The organism is Citrobacter sp. Cpo147 (assembly GCF_030332405.1).
GTDB lineage: Bacteria > Pseudomonadota > Gammaproteobacteria > Enterobacterales > Enterobacteriaceae > Citrobacter > Citrobacter portucalensis.
Genome location: NZ_JAOWHX010000031.1, coordinates 89,331 through 107,582 on the forward strand (window position 1 = coordinate 89,331; position 18,252 = coordinate 107,582).

An 18,252-nucleotide genomic window follows, 5' to 3' on the forward strand; every position below is an offset into this window, starting at 1 on the left:
GTCCACGCCCCCTCTACCTGACTATCAGGGTTAAGGTGCGTTGGATAACGTTAAACGCTTACGCATTATCAAGAGGATAATGTTGAAGCTGGAGTCTGCCTGCGAGTGACCCTGGCTGTCAACTGTGAAAGCATAGCTGTGCGTTTCAAAGCGGTGACTTCTCAACGAACAAAAAGGGAAATACCGCATCAATGCCTTTCGCTCTGAACCGCCCGGTTACCTGTTCACGCTGCTGCGGCGTCAGGAGCCGGAACATCATATCCCAAATCTCTTTGGGCTCTGCTTCCTGCACAATGTTACGTTCTGGCACTACTGTTTTCTCATTTTCATTCAGATACGAACGAACATACAGTGGGAACACAGAAATATGGAATTCCTCGGCCTTAGATTTCGCACGCTTGCGCTTAACGCCCTCCTTCCCTTCACTGTAGGTATTTAAGCGCAGGCGTACAGCTGGCGCGCTTCCAGAAAACCCCGGTAATTCAAGACACTCCTTTACCGTGAGCCACTCTTTTACCATCAGTTTCTTTCCTTTCTGCTGATGAATTAAAAATATTTTTCTTTTTCGCGAAATTTCAAATTAATTCTGGCAATATTCCTACGATAAAAAAGAAAGTAACGTTCTTTTTTCTTTCTAATTTACACCCTAAAAAATATCGGCGCCGATAACACATCTTCTTAGGATTACAGAATGGAACACAAAAGCCAAGACTGGCATCGTGCAGATATTAAAAGTGCACTGGAAAAAAGAGGCATTACTCTCAGAGAATTGTCACGTTCTGCGGGCTTGTCTCCTGATTCGCTACGAAATGTATTTTCCCGCAGCTGGCCCAGAGAAGAACAGATCATCGCACAGGCACTGGAGACCACGCCGGACGTAATTTGGCCATCACGCTATCAATCGAAATCAGAGAAAAATGCCGTTCTAAAGAATAACTGTCAATTATAAACATATAATACATGATTCACTAAATGGATTAATTAATACGTCAATTAATTATATTCCTGATATTAATAGCACTATCGGCCATTCCCGTCAGATTAAATCCTGTTAAAGCAATACGCGAACTAATTACCTATTCCATTAACAGGAGTCATGATGAGCTGGAATAAAACAACAGCAGTTAATCACGCTAAATCACACGCGAGTTCACATTCTCAAGGACGCTGCGCGGAATTTACCCGCAAAGCCATTCAGGCAGGAGGTATCACTCTTGGGCATACTTATCATGCTAAAGATTATGGCCCCATGCTAAAAAGTGCCGGTTTCAGCGCCATTGGCCACTTTGAGCAGCCCCGAGCAGGAGATGTAATCATCATTCAACCGTATGAGGGAGGAAACCCAAGCGGTCATATGGCGATATTTGACGGTCAGGAGTGGTACTCCGATTTTAGACAACGTGATATGTGGGCGGGGCCTGGCTATCGGGCGGCAAAACCGTCATACACCATTTACAGGAAACAGTAAGTAATGAAAGCGTTCTCGTTGATTGCTCTGGTTTTGTTACTTTGTGGTTGTTCTTCACCTCGCAGTGACAGCACACAAGATGTAAAGCAGTTCTATCTCGCATGGATGAACAACTTTACCCAAGATCTGGATACTTCTCATGACATATCCGCATTATTGCAACGCTATGTGGCGAAAGACGTTATCGATCGTCTGGCGCTGATTGACAGCCTATACGAGCAGGAAATACTGGATTCTGACTACTTTATGTACGTGCAGGATTACGACCCTGAATGGACCCCGCTGTTACGGGTTGGACCAGCTCACCCCTTTCTCGGCGGCGAAAAAGTGGAAGTACAATTAGGTGGGCCGACAGGCGAAGCCCCCATACTGCTGGAAGTGTATACGCGTTGGGAAGAGGGACACTGGAAAATTTATCGCGTAACGGATCTGGGCAATCATTTTGAACAGCCAATCTACAGCACCGGTGACATCGCGCAAGCCAAAGCATGGTCTGCGGAGATCGCACCGGAGTATGAAAAGATGAATAAGTAAAAAAAGGGAGCCATCAGGCTCCCCTTTGCATCTCATTTTGTAGACTTACACTTACAGCTTACGCATGACCAGCGTTGCGTTAGTGCCGCCAAAGCCGAAGCTGTTGGACATTACAGTAGTCAGCGCCTGCTCGGTCGGTTTGGTCACGATGTTCAGACCTGCCGCCTGCTCATCCAGCTCTTCAATGTTGATGCTCGGCGCGATAAAGCCGTGTTCCAGCATCAGCAGAGAGTAGATAGCTTCCTGCACACCAGCCGCACCCAGAGAGTGACCGGTCATGGCTTTAGTCGCAGAGATGGCCGGGCTGTTATCACCAAACACTTCACGGATTGCACCCAGCTCTTTCACGTCGCCTACCGGGGTAGAGGTACCGTGAGAGTTCAGGTAGTCGATCGGGGTGTCTACGCCGTGCATCGCCATCTGCATGCAACGTACTGCACCTTCGCCAGACGGAGCAACCATGTCTGCGCCATCGGACGTTGCGCCGTAACCGACGATTTCCGCGTAGATATGCGCGCCACGTGCCAGCGCATGCTCCAGCTCTTCGACCACGACCATACCGCCACCACCAGCGATAACGAAACCGTCACGGTGTGCATCATAGGTACGGGAAGCTTTGGATGGATCGTCGTTGTATTTAGTAGACAGCGCGCCCATTGCGTCGAATTCACACGCCATTTCCCAGCACAGCTCTTCGCCGCCGCCAGCAAAAACGATATCCTGTTTGCCCAGCTGAATTTGTTCTACCGCGTTACCGATACAGTGCGCAGATGTCGCACAGGCAGAGCTGATGGAGTAGTTTACGCCGTGGATTTTGAACGGCGTTGCGAGGCAGGCAGAAACGCCGGACGCCATCGCTTTGGTGACCACATACGGGCCAACCGCTTTCAGACCACGCGGGCTACGCATTGCGTCAGCACCGAACACCTGAAAACGCGGGGAGCCGCCACCGGAACCTGCAATCAGGCCAACGCGCGGGTTGTTCTGGTAATCTTCTGCTGCAAGGCCGGCATCAGCCACTGCCTGTTCCATAGAAAGGAATGCATAGATGGATGCGTCGCTCATAAAGCGCACTACTTTGCGGTCAATGAGGCCAGTGGTATCCAGTTTTACGTTGCCCCAAACGTGGCTACGCATGCCGGAGTCCTTCAGCTCCTGAGAGAAAGTGATCCCTGAACGTCCTTCACGCAGAGATGCCAGGACTTCCTGCTGGTTATTACCGATGCTGGAAACGATGCCCAAGCCAGTAATCACTGCACGTTTCATTCAATACCTCTGTAAGTCGCACTATTTTAAAGTTTCGAGTGGCACAATAGCGTACACTTGTACGCCGAACAAGTCCGATCAGCCATTTAGTGTGGAAATTTGCGCAGCCAGGCACTCATCGCTAAGATCGGGGCACAGCCTGCCAGACGAGTAACTTACGTGAAACAATACGCTATACAACCTGCAAACCTTGAATTCAACGCTGAGGGTACACCTGTTTCCCGAGATTTTGACGATGTCTATTTTTCCAATGATAACGGGCTGGAAGAGACACGTTACGTCTTTCTCGGCGGGAATCATCTCGCCCAGCGATTCCCTGCGCATTCACGGCCCCTCTTCGTGGTGGCAGAAAGCGGGTTTGGCACCGGACTTAACTTCCTGACACTCTGGCAGGCATTTACCGATTTTCGCGATACCCATCCCGAAGCTACCCTGGAAAGATTACATTTCATCAGCTTTGAAAAATATCCACTGACGCGCGAAGATTTAACCTTAGCCCATCAGCACTGGCAAGAACTTGCCCCGTGGGCCACGGCGCTGCAAGAGCAATGGCCGCTGCCGCTGGCGGGATGCCATCGCCTGCTCCTTGATGAAGGACGTATCACGCTGGATCTGTGGTTTGGCGATATTAACGAACTGACCAGTAAGCTCGATGACTCCCTGAATCAAAAAGTGGATGCCTGGTTTCTGGACGGTTTCGCTCCGGCAAAAAACCCGGATATGTGGACGCCAACACTGTTTAACGCAATGGCCCGTCTGGCTCGTCCCGGCGGTACGCTGGCAACCTTCACCTCAGCGGGCTTTGTGCGTCGGGGATTGCAGGAAGCCGGATTTACGATGCAAAAATGCAAAGGCTTTGGTCGCAAACGCGAAATGCTCTGTGGCGTAATGGAACAGACGCTGACGCTCCCCTCCTCGGCACCGTGGTTTGCACGTACCGGAACAGATAAACGCGAAGCCGCCATTATTGGCGGGGGGATTGCCAGCGCATTGCTGTCGTTGGCGTTACTGCGTCGCGGTTGGCAGGTCACTCTCTATTGCGCCGACGATAACCCAGCCGGGGGTGCATCCGGCAATCGCCAGGGCGCGCTTTATCCGCTACTCAGCAAGCATGACGCGGCCATTAATCTCTTTTTCCCCACCGCGTTTACCTTCGCTCGTCGACTGTATGACGCCCTCCCCGTTGAGTTCGCGCATGACTGGTGCGGTGTGACACAACTGGCGTGGGATGAAAAAAGCCAGCAAAAAATCGACCAAATGCTGTCCCTTGAATTGCCTGATGCGCTCGCCATCAGCGTTAACGCAGAGCAGGTTTTACAAACGACCGGCGTAGAAACCGGATGCGGCGGCATTCAGTACCCTGCCGGAGGATGGCTGTGTCCGGCACAGTTAACCGCCGCCGTATTCGACTACGCCGCAACGCTGGGATTACGCACCCGGTATCAACATACGCTGGCCTCGCTGTCTCGGCAGACAGAACACTGGCAATTGACGTTTGCCAGTGGCGACACCGCCACTCACGCTGCTGTAGTTATGGCTAACGGGCATCGCATTAACGGCGTTGAGCAAACGCAGTCGCTTCCGGTGTACTCCGTAGGCGGTCAGGTGAGTCACATTCCTACCACGCCTTCGCTTTCAGCGCTGCGTCAGGTGCTGTGCTATGACGGCTACCTCACGCCACACAACCCGCAAAACCAGCAACACTGCATTGGCGCCAGCTATCATCGCGGAAGTGAAGAAACGGTGTATCGCGCGGACGATCAGCAGCAAAACCGTCAGCGCTTAATAGATTGTTTCCCGAATGCCTCGTGGGCAAAAGAAGTAGACGTTAGTGGCAATGACGCCCGTTGTGGAGTGCGCTGCGCCACGCGCGATCACATGCCGATGGTCGGCAACGTCGCGGATTATGACGCCACGCTCAGCCAGTATGCCATTCTTGCCGAAGACAAAGTGCACGCCGTAAACGCCCCGGTGTATTCCGATTTATTTATGTTAGGTGCGCTGGGCTCGCGCGGGCTGTGTACTGCCCCGCTGTGTGCAGAAATTCTTGCATCGCAAATGAGCAATGAACCCATACCAATGGATGCCAACACGCTGGCAGCGCTGAATCCGAATCGTCTGTGGGTAAGGAAGTTATTGAAGGGTAAAGCGGTGAAATAAGATACCATCTCGCCATTGCCTGATGGCGCTACGCTTATCAGGCCTACAACTCCCGTCCTCGTAGGCCGGATAAGACGCCTTCGCGTCGCCATCCGGCACAATCCACTGCAATTATTATTGCGTTGCCTTCTGGAACAGTGTGTCCCACATCTCTTTCACTAACGCCTGGTCACGCGGCGAGAGTTCGCCTGCGCTGATGGCTTTTTCCAGGCTGCTGGTCACATTGGCGTACAATGCCTCAGCGGAATGGTCCTCGCCAGCATCCAGCTCAGCCACAGCCAGCGTCAGGTGCCCACGCAAATAGCCACTGGCAAACAACTCATCATCGCTGGCGTGCTCTACCATATCGTCGATTAATGCCAGAATGCGTGATTCAAACTCCGCGATCATCTTATTTCCTCATTGTAAACGTGGCAGCGGCTTCAGTTGAGCGCTTCGGGCCACGGGAATTGTTCCGCCGTAAGTTCAGGCGTGTGATAATAATTCTGTAACGCGTTAATGAAACGCGCCGGACGTTCAGGGATCCCTTTTTCCAGGTACTCCATCACCTGAGCATGAACACGGCGCTGGAATACCACGCGATCCGGTTCAAAGTCCCCCTCCAGATTGTCGCAACTGACGTTAAACGGGTAGCCCGCCGCCATGCAAAACAACCAGTCAAACGCCTGCGGCTTCACTTCCACATCTTCAAACTGGCATTGTGTCTTCGCGTCGCGTCCGTCCGGGCAGTACCAGTAACCGAAATCGACCAGTTCACGACGGGCTTTACCGGCGATGCACCAGTGTGAAATTTCGTGTAACGCACTGGCGTAATAACCATGCGCAAAAACGATACGGTGATACGGTAATTCCGCATCCGCTGGAAGATAGATCGGTTCGTCGTCGCCTTTAATCAGACGGGTATTAAATTCATCGGCAAAGCAGCCGTTAAAAATCTCAATTAACTGTTCGTAGTGATGCGTATTATTCATTAGTTCATCCCCAGCCAGTGGAGAATCTCCTGTCCATGATTATCATAAAGTAGCTTGGCGCTCATCACGGCGGAGACAATAACGATCATTGGCCGAATGAGTTTTTGTCCTTTGCTGAGTACCAGTCGAGAGCCCATCCGTGCGCCAATAAACTGGCCAATGAGCATCACAAAACCTGTCGCCCAAATCACTTTGCCGCCGAGAGCAAACAGCAACAACCCACCGATATTCGATGTGGCATTTAATACTTTGGCGTGGGCCGTCGATTTCGCCAGGTTGTATCCGCACAGCATGACAAAAGCCAGCGCGTAGAACGACCCCGCCGCCGGACCAAAAAAGCCATCGTAAAAGCCGACGCAGCCTCCGGCCACCAGCGCGAAAGGCAAACCGTGCAGTCGGCGCTGTCGGTCCTCTTCCCCGATTTTAGGCATCAACAGAAAGTAAAGGCCAATACAGATAACCAATACTGGCAGGATCTGGCGCAGAACATCTGACTGCACGTGTTGAACCAACAGCGCGCCACTCATTGAGCCGATAAAGGTCATGAAGATATTGAGCTTCTGATCCGCCAGATTAACCACACCCCGACGAATAAAATAGAGGGAGGAAGAGATAGATCCCCCGCAGGCTTGCAGCTTATTGGTCGCCAGCGCTTGCGCAGGTGGCATCCCGGCCGCCATCAATGCCGGGATGGTGAGTAGACCACCGCCTCCGGCCAGAGAATCAATAAAACCTGCCAGCATCGCCACAAAAAAAAGCACACCTAACAGCAGTGGCGACACCATAAACAGAGAGGCAAAATGATCCATTAGAGTACATGCTCGTCCAGTAGCGCCTGGCAGGAAGGCGGCAACGGCGGCGGTGTCTTCTTCTCAGGCTTGGTGGTTCCAGGTTTTGGAGGTTCGAACCAGCTTTGCAGCTCTGCGCCACAGCCGTCACCCGGTGGCGGTAACGGTTGATCTTCACACTCAAGGCTGTCGGCAGGGCAACGTAACCGCACGTGCATATGCGCACGATGCTGGAACCACGGCCGCACTTTACGCAACCAGTCCCTGTCGGTCCCTGCATCCAGACAAAGTTGTTGCTTAATCGCCGGATTCACGAAAATACGCGTTACTTCATTATCTTTTGCAGCCAGCCTGATCAGGCTGAAAATCTCCGGTTTCCACAGTGACGGCACAACACGTTTGCCATCCTGTGAGACCAGATCTAACGCCTGCGGCCGCAGCAGTTGCGACTGGGTCCAGCGCGTTTTCGGCAGTTGCAGGAAAATATCCACATCCAATCCCGTCTGGTGGCTGGCGTGACCGCCATTGAATCGCCCACCGGCCGGCATACCCATATCGCCGATTAACACCGTGCCCAGCCCCTGACTATTGGCCTGATTACTCAGACGCTGGATAAACCTCACCAGATCCGGATGGCCAAAGTAACGACGCTGATCGGTGCGCATCACCTGATAGTGTTTTGACTGGACAGGCAGCGTATCTGCGCCAACAATACAGCCATTGGAAAACGCGCCGATAGACTGCGCGCTGCCCGCAACCGGATGGGTAATTTTCTGCCAGGGCGTCGCCGCCAGACAGGCGGTACTGGCAAACAGAGCCAGCGCCGCAAGTGCCGTTTTTTTCATCTCTTACCAGCGTGGAATATCGGTCTTCACGTCCGCATTTTGCGCCCGCTGACGCAGCAGGTGATCCATCAATACGATCGCCAGCATCGCCTCGGCGATCGGTACGGCGCGGATCCCTACGCACGGATCGTGGCGACCTTTAGTGATCATTTCGACTTCTTCTCCAAAGCGGTTAATAGTGCGCCCAGGAACGGTAATACTGGACGTCGGTTTCAGCGCCATATGAGCAATGATTTGTTGCCCGCTGCTGATCCCGCCCAGAATGCCGCCCGCATGGTTACTCTGGAAACCTTCTTTGGTGATTTCGTCACGGTTCTGACTGCCGCGCAGCGCAACAACGTCAAATCCATCGCCAATCTCAACGCCCTTAACGGCGTTAATGCTCATCAGCGCATGGGCGATGTCGGCATCCAGGCGGTCGAATACAGGTTCGCCGAGACCCGCAGGTACACCGCGTGCAACAACGGTCACCTTAGCTCCGATGGAGTCACCTTCTTTCTTCAGCCCGCGCATCAGTTCATCCAGCGCTTCGAGTTTATCCGGGTCCGGGCAAAAGAACGGGTTAAGTTCCACCTGGGACCAGTCTTTAATCTCCAGCGGAATATCCCCCATCTGCGTCAGGCAGCCGCGGATCTCAACGCCGAATTTTTCCGCCAGATATTTTTTGGCAATCGCTCCGGCCGCCACGCGCATCGCTGTTTCACGTGCGGATGAACGTCCGCCGCCACGGTAGTCGCGCAGGCCATATTTTTGCTCATAGGTATAGTCGGCGTGTCCCGGACGAAAAACGTCCTTAATCGCGCCGTAATCCTGTGAACGCTGATCGGTATTTTCGATCAGCAGGCCAATGCTGGTGCCTGTGGTAACGCCCTCGAACACCCCGGAGAGGATTTTCACCTGATCCGGCTCACGACGCTGCGTAGTGTAGCGCGATGTGCCCGGACGGCGTCTGTCGAGATCGTGCTGCAGGTCAGCTTCTGTCAGAGAAATGCCCGGCGGAACACCATCGACAATACAACCGAGCGCCAGCCCGTGTGATTCGCCGAAAGTGGTTACGCGAAAGAGTTGCCCAATTGTGTTTCCTGCCATCACGGCTCCGTTATGCGTGTTGTGTATGTGCGCGTGTAATTAGTCTTTATAAATGCTGAAGTGCTCGCGAGCAGCAACTAACTGCTCTTTGGTCAGCATGAATACGCCGTCACCGCCGTTGTCAAACTCCAGCCAAGTGAACGGTACATCCGGATACTGCTCCATCAGATGTACCATGCTGTTTCCGACTTCACAAATCAGAATACCGTTATCTGACAGGTAGTCTGGGGCGTTCCCCAGAATGCGGCGGGTAAGTTTCAGCCCATCGCTGCCGGACGCCAGACCCAGCTCAGGTTCGTGACGATATTCGTTTGGCAGATCGGACATATCTTCCGCATCGACATACGGCGGGTTGGTCACAATCAAGTCATACTGGACTTTCAGCAGATCGCGGAACAGATCGGAACGGATCGGCGTGACATGATGGATCAGACCGTGTTCTTCAATATTGTGTTCAGTCACCGCCAGCGCGTCAGTGGAAATATCCACCGCATCGACTTCGGCTTCCGGGAAGGCATAGGCGCAGGCAATGGCAATACAGCCGCTGCCGGTACACATATCGAGGATATGCTGCGGTTGCTCATTAATAAGGCCCGCAAAGCGGTTATTGATAAGCTCGCCAATCGGTGAACGTGGAACCAGCACGCGTTCATCAACATAAAATTCATGCCCGCAGAACCAGGCTTTGTTGGTCAGATAAGCAACCGGAATGCGCTCGTTGACGCGGCGAATCACGCGTTCAACAATACGATGACGCTCGCTGGAGGTCAGACGCGCGGTACGCATATCTTCTGGAATATCCAACGGCAAATAAAGTGACGGCAGCACCAGTTGTACGGCCTCGTCCCATGGGTTATCCGTGCCATGGCCATACCAGATGTTCGCCGCGCTAAAACGGCTGACCGCCCAACGCAACATGTCCTGAATGGTATGCAGTTCACTCACTGCTTCATCGACGAAAATTTTATCCACGTATTCCTCCAGGGCATGCTCGTATTAATTTCGGCGGCTAGTTTGCCACGAAGACGGCGATAAATCAGCATTCACACGGGGCCTGAACGCGAAAATTGCGTTTTAAGCGATCGGATGCCCGCCGAGTCGGGTTAAACTAACGGAAAATAAAAGTTGAGACTCTCGAATGAAAAAGAAAACATCGCTCAGCGAGGAGGATCAGACGCTGTTTCGCCAGCTGATGACCGGCACGCGTAAAATTAAACAGGACACCATTGTTCACCGACCTCCACGTAAAAAAATTGCCGAGGTTCCGGTTAAAAGGCTGCTACAGGAGCAGGCTGATGCCAGCCACTATTTCTCGGATGAGTTTCAGCCGCTGCTGAATACGGACGGCCCGGTAAGATACCTGCGCGCCGACGTCAGCCATTTCGAACTGAAGAAAATGCGCCGTGGCGATTACTCTCCGGAGCTGTTTCTCGATCTGCATGGGCTGACCCAGCAACAGGCCAAACAAGAGTTAGGCGCGCTGATTGCCGCCTGTCGCCGTGAGCATGTGTTTTGCGCCTGCGTGATGCATGGCCACGGAAAACATATTCTGAAACAGCAGACGCCGCTCTGGCTGGCCCAGCATCCGCACGTAATGGCCTTTCATCAGGCACCGAAGGAGTACGGTGGCGACGCCGCGCTGCTGGTGCTGATTGAAGTGGAAGAGTGGCTACCGCCCGAACTTCCGTGATGCAGAAAGACAAAAAGAGCCGCATTTGCGGCTCTTTGATTTTCCGGGTGGCTGCTGCGCCTTATCCGGCCTGTTTAAATCGCTTTTGCCATTTTCAGGTTACACGGGCTCATTTGCCAGTTAAAAGTACCCTTCCCGCTCTCATCAAGCGTAACGCTGGCAATCGCTGATGTGGTAAACATCGGCGGTGTTTCACCTGGGCAAAGCTCAGACACCAGATATCCCACTAAAGGCAAGTGAGAGATAACCAGTGCGGTGGCGATACCTTCATTGGCCAGAGCCTGTAAATAGGCGCTGACCAGACCGACATCGCCGCAGGGAGTCAGCTCCGGCAAAACATCCACACCGGTTGGCAGGTTCATACACTCCCCCACCACATCCAGCGTTTGTTCGGCTCGTAGGAACGGGCTCACCAGAACACGTTCGATATCCACTTTTTGACCTTTCAGCCAGTTCGCCATCAGGCGAGATTCGTCACAACCACAGGAGGTTAAGGGACGAACCGAATCACTGGCGGCATCGAGGGCCGCGTCGCCGTGACGCATGATAAAAACTTGCATATTGCACCGCTTTTGTTAACCAGAATCACCACTACCTTTATTCACAGCCCCTATTGGCTGTGGTAACGATATGGTGGCCGGCATTGTGCCTTATCCATTCACCGAATGAAACGCTGTTTTTTACCTCAACGGCGTAAGTATAGTCAATCTCTGTTTACATTTTGAGCGCGACCCATACATTCAGTGCGGATTCATCCTACCTTTGACCTCATGAATTCAGGTCAGTTTCCCCAATATTCCAGAATCTTTCACTGCGTTCCGCCATCTGCAATAACTGCTCACACGGTGTAAACCGCGAGCCGTACTGCGTGGTCAGCCGTTGCAGAACCGCAACCACTTCACCCGCGCCGAGAGAATCCATATACCGGAACGGGCCGCCGAGGAATGGCGGAAAACCAATACCAAATACAGCGCCGATGTCGCCATCACGTGCGCTGCGGACTATCTTCTCGTCGAAACAACGGGCTGCTTCATTGAGCATTAACATAACGCACCGCTCTGCTACCTGCGCGGCGGAAAGTCGGCCCTGACCCTGGACGCCAATAAGCGTATAAATTGCAGGGTCGACCTGTTTTTTGCTTTTACGCCCTTTCGCACCATAAAGATAGAAACCCCGACCATTTTTTCTACCTTTGCGATCGTCATTCAAAATTGAAGCAACAACATTTGCAGGCGCGCTAAAACGTTCTCCATATGCAGCCTCAAGCACTGGTATAATTTTAGTGCCCGTATCAATTCCAACCTCATCCAAAAGTTGGATTGGTCCAACTGGAAAACCAAACTTAACCAGCGCGGCGTCTATGGTTTCGACCCGCTCGCCTTCGGTCAACATACGAATCGCTTCGTTAATATAAGGCGCTAAAATGCGGTTAACGTAAAAGCCGGCCTTATCTCTGACCACTATCGGCGTTTTACCCTGTTTTTTCGCTAACTTAACGGTAGTTGCAATTGTCTGCTCAGAGGTCGTGGCATGCGGGATCACTTCGACCAACGGCATTTTTTCCACCGGACTAAAAAAGTGTAAACCAATCACTTGTTCGGGCCTTGCAGCGTTCGCAGCAATATCGCTAATGGGCAAAGATGAGGTGTTAGAAGCAAAAATGGTATGAGGTGCGCAATTTTGCTCAACTTCTGCCACCATCCTTTGTTTTAGCGACAGATCTTCAAACACGGCTTCAATAATTAGATCGCGATGCGCAAAGCCACGGTAGTCGATCGTTCCCGAAATCAGCGCCAGTTGTTTATCGCGTTCGCTGGCTTTGATATGACGGCGGCGAACCTTCGTTTCAAGCTGATCCCAGCTGTACTTCAGCGCGTGGTTGATTCCCTTAGCGTTTATATCTTTGATGCGCACAGGCAAGCCGCCTTTACAGGCCGTCACGTAGGCAATACCACCGCCCATCAGACCGCCGCCCAAAATACCTACGCTGTTTAGCGGGCCAGGTTTCGCATCACTTCCGGGATCTTTTTTCACATCGGTGTTGGCAAAAAAGATGTGCCGTAACGCCTGAGACTGGGATGTCATCGCCAGCTCACCAAACGCACTGGCCTCAGCGTCGTAACCGCTACTGCTGCCTTGCGCTAGCCCGGTTTCGATGACCTCAAGGATACGTTCTGTTGCAGGGTAGTTACCTTGCGTTTTTTGCACCGTCTTTTTACTGGCCATGCGGAACAACAGCGCCCGCCCCAGCGGCCCCGCCAACACTCGCTCTCTCACGGGCAGTGTTCGATGCGCAGAACTGTCCTTTTTAGCCAGTTCTACGGCCGCTTCCAGCAAAATGGAATGCGGTACAACTTCATCCACTAAACCAACTTTCAGCGCCTGTTTTGCGCGTAATTGTTTTCCGGTGAGGATCATATCCAGTGCGGTACTGACGCCAATCAGGCGCGGCAGCCGCTGCGTACCACCGGAGCCGGGCAACAAGCCAAGTTGTACTTCCGGTAAACCCAGAACGGTTTTAACATCATCGGTACAAATACGGTTGTGGCACGCCAGTGCCATCTCCAGGCCACCGCCGAGGCATGCGCCATGAATCGCGGCGATAACCGGGATCGGCAAGGCATTAATTTCCGCCATCATCTGCTGCCCCTGACGGGCCAGCGTTTCGGCTTCCTGCGCGCTACGACAACTTCCAATCATGTTGATATCCGCCCCGGCAATGAAGTTATCGGGTTTAGCCGAAATAAACACCACGCCGCGCAATGCTTTGTTATCGCGGATTTGTTTCAGAATGGCCCGTACCTGAGAAGCAAACTCCGCTTTCAGGGTGTTCATTTTCTCTCCGGGCACATCAATGGTGACAACAGCAACGTTATCCAGACGTACGTTTAGTGTAAAAGCCGATGCCATTTCCATTATTCCGCCTCCAGAACCATGGCTGCACCCAAACCACCAGCTGCACAGGCGGTCACTAAACCAAAACCACCGCCACGACGTCGTAACTCATGTAGGGTTTGGGTGATCATGCGCGCACCGGTAGCGGCGAAGGGGTGTCCATAGGCAATCGATCCACCCAGCACGTTAAATTTACTGTCATCAACTTCGCCAGTGGCATGTGCTCTGCCCAGCACATCGCGGGCAAAACGTTCGCTACCCAACAACTGAAGATTCGCCAGCGTTTGTGCGGCAAAAGCTTCATGCATGTCGATCAGGGTTAAATCTGCCATCGTCAGACCCGCTCTCTCCAGGGCTAGCGGCGTTGACCACGCTGGTCCCAGCAGCATGTCCTGCCAGACATCGATGGCGGTAAAAGCAAAACTACGCAGGTATCCCAGCGGCACCAGCCCCAACTCTTTCGCACGCGACTCCGTCATCATGATCACGGCGGCTGCGCCGTCCGTTAGCGGGGTACTGTTTGCTGCGGTGACAGTGCCGTGCTTGCGGTCAAACGCCGGACGTAGTTTGGCGTAATCGGCCAGCGTAGAGTTACCGCGAATATTGTTATCTTCTGAAAAAGGATCTTTAAACGGTGGCGCGTAGGTAGTCATTACCTCATCTGCCAGCTTTCCTTCAGCCCACGCCTGAGCGGCACGCTGATGAGAGCGGTGCGCCAGAGCATCCTGCTGTTCTCGGGTAATACCATAGGTTTTGGCCATTTGCTCAGCCGTATCCCCCATACGCAAACCAGTGGAATACTCGGCGACGGCTGGCGGCACAGGCATCAGGTCACGTAAACGCAGTCGGGAAAAGAGTTTAAGGCGTTGACCGGTTGTCCGGGCCTTATTGACATCCACCAGCACCCGCGCCAGCTTTTTACTAACGCCAATAGGCAAGACTGACGATGAGTCCGCACCACCCGCAATTCCCGCACGAATAGACCCCGCCATCAGGCTTTCCGCGACATTCGCCACTGCCTGAAAACTGGTAGCACAGGCTCGGCTTACGCTGTAGGCATCCGTGTGCACATTCATGCCGGTTCCCAGCACGATTTCACGAGCAATATTTGGCGCTTCAGGCATTTGCACCACCTGACCAAAAACCAGTTGCTCAATCACATCAGCAGGTATTTCGCTGCGCGCCAGCAGCTCACCGACGACCATTTTTCCTAAATCAACGGCGGGAATGCCATGAAACGCGGTAGCCTGACGAGCAAATGGCGTACGCAATCCACTTACAATGGCAATACGGTCGCCTTGGCGGGTAACCAGCGGTAAAGCCTGACTCATAACACTCCCCTGTAAAAAAATAAAATAAGTGGTCTGACCTGATCATAGTCTTAACCAATTTTTTACATTTAGCCAAGCGGAGAGAAAAGAAAGTGGGAGCTAAGACACAGTGAATAATCACTGACAGTTACGAAAAAGCCCTTGCTATCAGATAGCAAGGGCTTTTGCAGAGGGGGATTAACGCAGGCCCAGCTGGAAGATCAGCGTTTCAGCTTCACAGGCAAAAACAAAGTCGATATCCAGACGCACACCTTCTGACTCTTCAGTAAAGGTCGAGGTGATTTGGCAAGGCTCAGATTCCACGCCACGCGCCTTTTCAGTCAGAGCGGCCAGCGTTTCTTCTGCCTCTGCGCGGTTCGCGAACACACGGCTGTAGGACGCGGTGCAATCGGAGTTGTCCATGATGGTGCCAACATCCATACAGCAGCAAACCGGGGTTTCATCAGCACTGCATTTACTCATTGTAGATTTCCTCTGTATTCGCACCTGAGGTGCCAGATAAACGATAGGGATATTTTACGCTCCCATTATTCGCCTCTCCAGTCGTTAATTGTATGAAATGCGATAAGTGACCGAAATCACACTTAAAAATGATCTAAAACAAAAATCGCCCAAACAGGTGAGTGCGCCCCCCCGCAATTTTGCCAGCTGGATCGCGTTTCTCTGATCAAATTTGAAAATATTTATAAACATACTTGCAACATTCCAGCTGGTCCGACCTATACTCACGCCACTGGTCTGATTTCTAAGTCGTACCTCAGACCCTACACTTCGCGCTCCTGTTACGGCATGTAACATTGTTTGTATAAAAATAAATCTATGAGGTTATGGTCATGAGCCAGAAAACCCTGTTTACAAAGTCTGCTCTCGCAGTCGCAGTGGCAATTATCTCCACACAGGCCTGGTCTGCAGGCTTTCAGTTAAACGAATTTTCTTCCTCTGGCCTTGGCCGGGCATATTCGGGTGAAGGCGCAATTGCAGATGATGCAGGTAACGCCAGTCGTAACCCGGCACTGATTATGATGTTCGATCGCCCTACTTTCTCAGCAGGTGCGGTGTATATCGATCCAGACGTTAATATTTCCGGTAAATCGCCATACACCGGACGCAGCACTGATGCGGACAACATCGCGCCTACGGCGTGGGTTCCCAATGCTCACTTCGTGATGCCTATCAACGAACAGTTTGGTTGGGGTGCTTCCGTTACCTCAAACTATGGCCTGGCTACCGAATTTAACGACAGCTACATCGTCGGTGAATACGGCGGTAAGACCGACCTTAAAACGGTCAACCTTAACCTGAGCGGCGCCTACCGTCTGAATGATAGCTGGAGCTTCGGTCTCGGTTTTAACGCCGTTTATGCTGATGCAAAAATTGAACGTTATTCTGGCGAGCAGACGGCTGCATTACCGAAGGTCAGCAACAAAATTGCCAGCCTGAAAGGGGACGAATGGGGCTACGGTTGGAACGCCGGGATTCTGTACGAACTGGATAAAAATAACCGTTATGGTTTAACGTACCGTTCTGAAGTTAAAATTGATTTTGATGGCGATTATAAGAGTGGCATCCGTACCCAGGCGAACGCTATACCTGGCGCTGGCACTACATTCCCATGGGGAACGACCAATGCCACCGTCCCGGGTTCTCTGACACTTAACCTTCCTGAAATGTGGGAATTGTCAGGTTATAACCGTATTGCACCACAGTGGGCTATCCACTACAGCATGGCCTATACCAGCTGGAGTCAGTTCCAGGAGCTGAAAGCCACAGGTTCCAATGGACAGACACTGTTCTATAAAGAAGAAGGCTTCAAAGATTCTTACCGCATTGCATTGGGTACGACTTACTATATGGATAAAAGCTGGACGTTCCGTACCGGTATTGCTTATGACGATAGCCCGGTTCCAGCAAGTAAGCGTTCCATCTCGATTCCGGATCAGGATCGCCTGTGGTTGAGTGCAGGTACAACTTATGCGTTCAATGACGATGCCTCTATCGACGTCGGTGTGTCTTACATGCACGGACAAAAAGTAACAGTGCAAGAAGGCAACTATACTTTCGACTCTGAAGGTAAAGCCTGGCTGTTTGGTACAAACTTCAACTACGCATTCTGATTTTCTTCAGACGTAAAAAAGGTGAGCTTTTTAGCTCACCTTTTTATTTGCCCAATTCCTTACTCAGAATCGATCTCTTTTAAATCATCCTGAATATCTTTCGCGTTCGGGTTTTCTTCTGGTTTGAGTTTCCCGCCGTTCGCAATAAAGTCATGACGCTGGAAGTAAGCTTCACGCACCATGATGTAAGGATCGGAAGACTGACGCAGCAGACCATCAGAGTCGAGCAATTGCGCGCGAGTTTCAATCCCTTCAACCGTCCATTTGCCTATCGACAACGGCCAGGTCAGCCAGGACAGTACCGGATACAGGGTATCGACCATATCGCCGCCGTCATCACGCAGCGTGAAACTACCGTAGAATGGAAGCTGCATATACGGCCCGTAACCAACATCATAGTGGCCTAACGTACTGCCAAAGCGGTGTGGTTCAACGCGCTGCAACTTCGGATTAGCCATACCAGCCACATCGATAAAGCCGCCCATACCTAACAGGGTATTCAGGAAGAAACGGGTAAAGTGCACCATCCCCTGATAAGGATCGCCTTGCAGGAAATAGTTGACCATGACGGCCGGCTCTTCAAGGTTCCCCGTAAAGTTGCTTAAACCATTACGCGCTGGCTGCGGAACATAATCTCGCCAGGCAACAGCTACGGGTCTAACAACGTATGGATCTAAAACATTAAAGTTGAAGTTGTACATGGTGCGGTTGAACCCTTCAAATGGATCCGAACGCCCCTGCTGTTCAGTACCGGAGCTCGCACACCCCACCAAAAGTGTGGTTCCCAGCGCAAGCGCCGACAGGCGAAGCTTCATAAGTGTCTCCCTGTGTTTTATGGCTATAGCTGATTGCCATCCATGACGGAACGATGACGTATCCGCCTGTTTAGATGTGAGCGATTGTAACAGCACGTCAAATGATGTCTATATACCCTGTCTTACTGATTTGATCATAGCCTGGTAATGCGCACTCCGCGGCGGTTCTATTCTAACTAACCCGATAAAAACAAACGTTACTATTTTTGCTATCTCAGACTTTCTCCCGCTGATTTTCGGACAAAAGCCGCTACGCTTTAGCAATACGTGCTTATTCAGGATTAGG

General features: G+C 52.0%; 19 protein-coding genes. 6 read left to right on the forward strand and 13 right to left on the reverse strand.

Annotation, left to right across the window (positions count from 1 at the left end; translation table 11 throughout):
* Positions 1-145: 145 nt before the first annotated feature.
* Complete coding sequence (locus OGY06_RS10225) at positions 146-520, reverse strand: hypothetical protein (RefSeq protein WP_003834808.1); 375 nt, start codon at positions 518-520, stop codon at positions 146-148.
* Positions 521-691: 171 nt separating this feature from the next.
* Between OGY06_RS10225 and OGY06_RS10230 the strand changes: the two genes are divergently transcribed.
* The 3 genes from OGY06_RS10230 (at position 692) to OGY06_RS10240 (ending at position 2,002) form a co-directional block, all read left to right on the forward strand.
* Entirely contained in the window at positions 692-949 is a 258-nt protein-coding gene (locus OGY06_RS10230; RefSeq protein ID WP_003834809.1) for a helix-turn-helix domain-containing protein, read from the forward strand.
* Positions 950-1,099: 150 nt separating this feature from the next.
* The gene (locus tag OGY06_RS10235) at positions 1,100-1,468 is read left to right on the forward strand and encodes a CHAP domain-containing protein (protein WP_003834811.1); all 369 of its coding nucleotides are present in this window, start codon (positions 1,100-1,102) and stop codon (positions 1,466-1,468) included.
* Between the two features lie 3 nt (positions 1,469-1,471).
* The gene (locus OGY06_RS10240; RefSeq protein ID WP_286605266.1) at positions 1,472-2,002 is read left to right on the forward strand and encodes a YqhG/Tai3 family protein; all 531 of its coding nucleotides are present in this window, start codon (positions 1,472-1,474) and stop codon (positions 2,000-2,002) included.
* A 51-nt stretch (positions 2,003-2,053) separates the two neighbouring features.
* On the opposite strand, the gene fabB is transcribed toward OGY06_RS10240, so the two are convergent.
* Positions 2,054-3,268 (reverse strand): beta-ketoacyl-ACP synthase I, encoded by a 1,215-nt coding sequence (gene fabB / locus OGY06_RS10245; protein ID WP_003834815.1) that lies wholly within the window; start codon positions 3,266-3,268, stop codon positions 2,054-2,056.
* A 159-nt stretch (positions 3,269-3,427) separates the two neighbouring features.
* Here fabB and mnmC point away from each other — a divergent pair, with 159 nt between their 5' ends.
* Positions 3,428-5,428, forward strand: coding sequence for a bifunctional tRNA (5-methylaminomethyl-2-thiouridine)(34)-methyltransferase MnmC2/FAD-dependent 5-carboxymethylaminomethyl-2-thiouridine(34) oxidoreductase MnmC1 (mnmC, locus tag OGY06_RS10250; protein WP_286605268.1), 2,001 nt, complete (start codon positions 3,428-3,430; stop codon positions 5,426-5,428).
* A gap of 114 nt (positions 5,429-5,542) precedes the next feature.
* Here the strand turns inward: mnmC and OGY06_RS10255 are convergent, their stop codons facing one another.
* From OGY06_RS10255 to prmB, 6 genes are read right to left on the reverse strand one after another with little or no spacing between them, the layout of a single operon-like run.
* Complete coding sequence (locus OGY06_RS10255) at positions 5,543-5,818, reverse strand: YfcL family protein (protein WP_003028163.1); 276 nt, start codon at positions 5,816-5,818, stop codon at positions 5,543-5,545.
* A 32-nt stretch (positions 5,819-5,850) separates the two neighbouring features.
* Positions 5,851-6,399: an elongation factor P hydroxylase gene (locus OGY06_RS10260; protein WP_003834819.1), complete on the reverse strand. Its 549-nt coding sequence runs from the start codon at positions 6,397-6,399 to the stop codon at positions 5,851-5,853.
* A complete protein-coding gene (locus OGY06_RS10265; protein WP_003834821.1) occupies positions 6,399-7,208 on the reverse strand; it encodes a sulfite exporter TauE/SafE family protein in 810 nt (269 codons plus the stop codon). Before OGY06_RS10265 ends, OGY06_RS10260 begins: the two co-directional genes overlap by 1 nt.
* A complete protein-coding gene (mepA, locus tag OGY06_RS10270) occupies positions 7,208-8,032 on the reverse strand; it encodes a penicillin-insensitive murein endopeptidase (RefSeq protein ID WP_063940571.1) in 825 nt (274 codons plus the stop codon). Before mepA ends, OGY06_RS10265 begins: the two co-directional genes overlap by 1 nt.
* Before the next feature lie 3 nt (positions 8,033-8,035).
* Positions 8,036-9,121, reverse strand: coding sequence for a chorismate synthase (gene aroC / locus OGY06_RS10275; protein ID WP_003834825.1), 1,086 nt, complete (start codon positions 9,119-9,121; stop codon positions 8,036-8,038).
* Between the two features lie 39 nt (positions 9,122-9,160).
* Entirely contained in the window at positions 9,161-10,093 is a 933-nt protein-coding gene (prmB, locus tag OGY06_RS10280; protein ID WP_003834827.1) for a 50S ribosomal protein L3 N(5)-glutamine methyltransferase, read from the reverse strand.
* A 166-nt stretch (positions 10,094-10,259) separates the two neighbouring features.
* Here prmB and smrB point away from each other — a divergent pair, with 166 nt between their 5' ends.
* Entirely contained in the window at positions 10,260-10,811 is a 552-nt protein-coding gene (smrB, locus tag OGY06_RS10285; protein ID WP_003839296.1) for an endonuclease SmrB, read from the forward strand.
* 74 nt (positions 10,812-10,885) lie between these two features.
* Here smrB and sixA read toward each other — a convergent pair whose 3' ends face one another.
* From sixA to OGY06_RS10305, 4 genes are all read right to left on the reverse strand, one after another.
* The gene (gene sixA, locus OGY06_RS10290) at positions 10,886-11,371 is read right to left on the reverse strand and encodes a phosphohistidine phosphatase SixA (protein WP_003028179.1); all 486 of its coding nucleotides are present in this window, start codon (positions 11,369-11,371) and stop codon (positions 10,886-10,888) included.
* A 208-nt stretch (positions 11,372-11,579) separates the two neighbouring features.
* Complete coding sequence (fadJ, locus tag OGY06_RS10295) at positions 11,580-13,727, reverse strand: fatty acid oxidation complex subunit alpha FadJ (protein WP_003834835.1); 2,148 nt, start codon at positions 13,725-13,727, stop codon at positions 11,580-11,582.
* On the reverse strand, positions 13,727-15,037 hold the full coding sequence (gene fadI / locus OGY06_RS10300) for an acetyl-CoA C-acyltransferase FadI (protein WP_063940574.1): 1,311 nt from the start codon (positions 15,035-15,037) through the stop codon (positions 13,727-13,729). The genes fadJ and fadI overlap by 1 nt, the downstream gene beginning before the upstream one ends.
* Positions 15,038-15,214: 177 nt before the next feature.
* Entirely contained in the window at positions 15,215-15,499 is a 285-nt protein-coding gene (locus OGY06_RS10305) for a YfcZ/YiiS family protein (protein ID WP_003834838.1), read from the reverse strand.
* Between the two features lie 371 nt (positions 15,500-15,870).
* Between OGY06_RS10305 and fadL the strand changes: the two genes are divergently transcribed.
* The gene (fadL, locus tag OGY06_RS10310; protein WP_003028188.1) at positions 15,871-17,151 is read left to right on the forward strand and encodes a long-chain fatty acid transporter FadL; all 1,281 of its coding nucleotides are present in this window, start codon (positions 15,871-15,873) and stop codon (positions 17,149-17,151) included.
* Between the two features lie 59 nt (positions 17,152-17,210).
* On the opposite strand, the gene mlaA is transcribed toward fadL, so the two are convergent.
* Entirely contained in the window at positions 17,211-17,966 is a 756-nt protein-coding gene (mlaA, locus tag OGY06_RS10315; protein WP_003028190.1) for a phospholipid-binding lipoprotein MlaA, read from the reverse strand.
* Between the last annotated feature and the right edge of the window lie 286 nt (positions 17,967-18,252).

What these genes read in the sequence shown, in the direction of transcription:
- OGY06_RS10225 (WP_003834808.1), bottom strand. Translation starts at nt 520, where the DNA reads ATGGTAAAAGAGTGGCTCACGGTAAAGGAGTGTCTTGAATTACCGGGG.
- OGY06_RS10230 (WP_003834809.1), top strand. Translation starts at nt 692, where the DNA reads ATGGAACACAAAAGCCAAGACTGGCATCGTGCAGATATTAAAAGTGCA.
- OGY06_RS10235 (WP_003834811.1), top strand. Translation starts at nt 1,100, where the DNA reads ATGAGCTGGAATAAAACAACAGCAGTTAATCACGCTAAATCACACGCG.
- OGY06_RS10240 (WP_286605266.1), top strand. Translation starts at nt 1,472, where the DNA reads ATGAAAGCGTTCTCGTTGATTGCTCTGGTTTTGTTACTTTGTGGTTGT.
- fabB (WP_003834815.1), bottom strand. Translation starts at nt 3,268, where the DNA reads ATGAAACGTGCAGTGATTACTGGCTTGGGCATCGTTTCCAGCATCGGT.
- OGY06_RS10255 (WP_003028163.1), bottom strand. Translation starts at nt 5,818, where the DNA reads ATGATCGCGGAGTTTGAATCACGCATTCTGGCATTAATCGACGATATG.
- OGY06_RS10260 (WP_003834819.1), bottom strand. Translation starts at nt 6,399, where the DNA reads ATGAATAATACGCATCACTACGAACAGTTAATTGAGATTTTTAACGGC.
- OGY06_RS10265 (WP_003834821.1), bottom strand. Translation starts at nt 7,208, where the DNA reads ATGGATCATTTTGCCTCTCTGTTTATGGTGTCGCCACTGCTGTTAGGT.
- mepA (WP_063940571.1), bottom strand. Translation starts at nt 8,032, where the DNA reads ATGAAAAAAACGGCACTTGCGGCGCTGGCTCTGTTTGCCAGTACCGCC.
- aroC (WP_003834825.1), bottom strand. Translation starts at nt 9,121, where the DNA reads ATGGCAGGAAACACAATTGGGCAACTCTTTCGCGTAACCACTTTCGGC.
- smrB (WP_003839296.1), top strand. Translation starts at nt 10,260, where the DNA reads ATGAAAAAGAAAACATCGCTCAGCGAGGAGGATCAGACGCTGTTTCGC.
- sixA (WP_003028179.1), bottom strand. Translation starts at nt 11,371, where the DNA reads ATGCAAGTTTTTATCATGCGTCACGGCGACGCGGCCCTCGATGCCGCC.
- fadJ (WP_003834835.1), bottom strand. Translation starts at nt 13,727, where the DNA reads ATGGAAATGGCATCGGCTTTTACACTAAACGTACGTCTGGATAACGTT.
- fadI (WP_063940574.1), bottom strand. Translation starts at nt 15,037, where the DNA reads ATGAGTCAGGCTTTACCGCTGGTTACCCGCCAAGGCGACCGTATTGCC.
- OGY06_RS10305 (WP_003834838.1), bottom strand. Translation starts at nt 15,499, where the DNA reads ATGAGTAAATGCAGTGCTGATGAAACCCCGGTTTGCTGCTGTATGGAT.
- fadL (WP_003028188.1), top strand. Translation starts at nt 15,871, where the DNA reads ATGAGCCAGAAAACCCTGTTTACAAAGTCTGCTCTCGCAGTCGCAGTG.
- mlaA (WP_003028190.1), bottom strand. Translation starts at nt 17,966, where the DNA reads ATGAAGCTTCGCCTGTCGGCGCTTGCGCTGGGAACCACACTTTTGGTG.